Raw genomic sequence first — 1,796 nt, forward strand, 5'->3', positions numbered from 1 at the left:
ACCTATTGGTCTATAACCTTCCTTACACGCCTGTAGACGTTCTATCGGACATCTGGGGTCATGGGTTTGTTAAAATAAATAAAATAGACCACGTGGACAATGTAGGGGCTTATATAACGAAATATATGATAAAGGATAATATTGACGAAAGATTACTTGGAGAGAAGTCTTATTTTTCGAGTAGAGGGTTAAAGAAGCCTGAAGAGTATATTTTGACGGAAAAAGAAAAAGAGACTCTGCTAAAGTCTCATGACGAATATATAACATATTCCAAAAACTATGAAAATGAATATCTAGGCAATATTCATAAGATACAAATTAACTTAAATCGCAAAAGTTAACAGCGCTATTTTAACACATAGAAAATAAAAATACTATGACTTTACCGTTTTCTAATAGCGGGTAAAGTGTTCAAACTTTGACAATGGGACTCCTATAATGGGGTCCTTATTTAATTTCCTTGAAAATATAAAATCCGCCCTTTTGCGTGTGGGTGGGGTGACTCCAGTTGGGGCCCCCGACACCGCAAGGCGGATTTATTTTATTTATAAAAGACCGAGAGAAATAACACTAACCATTATGGTATTGACATGATACCACTTTGATACTATAATGATACCATAAGGAGGTGAAGTTATTGGGAAAAGCGGTTTTTTCTCTAAGGCTTACTGAAGACCTACACGAATGGTTAAAAAAAGAAGCTGAAAAGAGAGGTATGTCGGTCAACGCTTTGATTTCATACATACTGAGCGAATATAAAGACGATAAAGAGTTTTAACGGAGTAGTTCTACGTAGTGAAAGCGTAGCGGTTCCTTTACTTGGAAAGGCGACTCTGATAACCTAGTTCGGTTTGCCACATTAAAGATTTCTAGAAGGTGGCGACGGTGGCAAGTAATCTGGGTCGCAAAGGTTCCGAGTCAAGGATTCATGGAGTAGATCTACGCAGTGGTGATGGTGAAGCGCAACTAAAAAAACAAGAAAAGAGGACGAGCACATGTTTAATATTTCTTATTACAAAACCGAAGACACAAAAGTAATGGTGGTTACATTACACGCACTAAAACAAACTATCATTTTGCAACCAGGATTCTTTTATAAAATTTCAGGAGTTGATAGAAAAGTAATAACCGGCTGCGGCGAATTTAGTGGTACAATTCTAGTAGATTTAGGATTTATATTTCCGTTTAAATCTGATAGAAAAATAGGTTAATATTTAATCGCTATTTCTGTTTCTTACTTAACTTGATTATAGCGATTAATAAGCAGAAAAATTTAGACAAGGAAGAGAGGTATTTTATAATTGAGGTATCGTCACAAACTAATAAAAAGTGGCGGTGTATGGGAATTATTGAGCTACGAGAAAGAGGTAGCAACAGGTAAAGATGCAGTTCGTGAAAATGCTGGTAGGAAAAAACAGTCTGATCATGATTGGATAAATGATGCTGAAACAAAGATGAAGAACAGGTCTGATGTGTTATATCGTGCAAGGAAGCAAGTGTTTAACCAAGCAAATGCCAATGCAAATGCGTGGAACGAGCAACCGAAATTTTTCACACTTACATATGCTGAAAACATGCAGGACATAAAACAATCTAACTATAACTTCAAAAAGTTTATCCAAAGGCTGAATTACACTTTAAAAATAAAACTAAAATACACTGCTGTAATTGAGTTTCAGAAACGAGGGGCTATACATTATCACCTATTGGTCTATAACCTTCCTTACACGCCTGTAGACGTTCTATCGGACATCTGGGGTCATGGGTTTGTTAAAATAAATAAAATAGACCACGTG

The 1,796-nt window shown here is 36.1% G+C and carries 2 protein-coding genes and 1 pseudogene; all 3 read left to right on the forward strand.

From position 1 onward, the window contains the following. On the forward strand, nt 1-341 hold a 341-nt coding region (locus tag ACF1A1_RS39280; protein ID WP_392006977.1), incomplete at its 5' end, for a hypothetical protein. A 287-nt stretch (nt 342-628) separates the two neighbouring features. Continuing rightward, entirely contained in the window at nt 629-778 is a 150-nt protein-coding gene (locus ACF1A1_RS39285) for a toxin-antitoxin system HicB family antitoxin (protein WP_350502499.1), read from the forward strand. A 571-nt stretch (nt 779-1,349) separates the two neighbouring features. Continuing rightward, nucleotides 1,350-1,796 (forward strand): annotated as a pseudogene (locus ACF1A1_RS39290) (hypothetical protein); the annotation flags it as partial.

The organism is Streptomyces sp. NPDC014995, assembly GCF_043080745.1.
Lineage (GTDB): Bacteria > Actinomycetota > Actinomycetes > Streptomycetales > Streptomycetaceae > Streptomyces.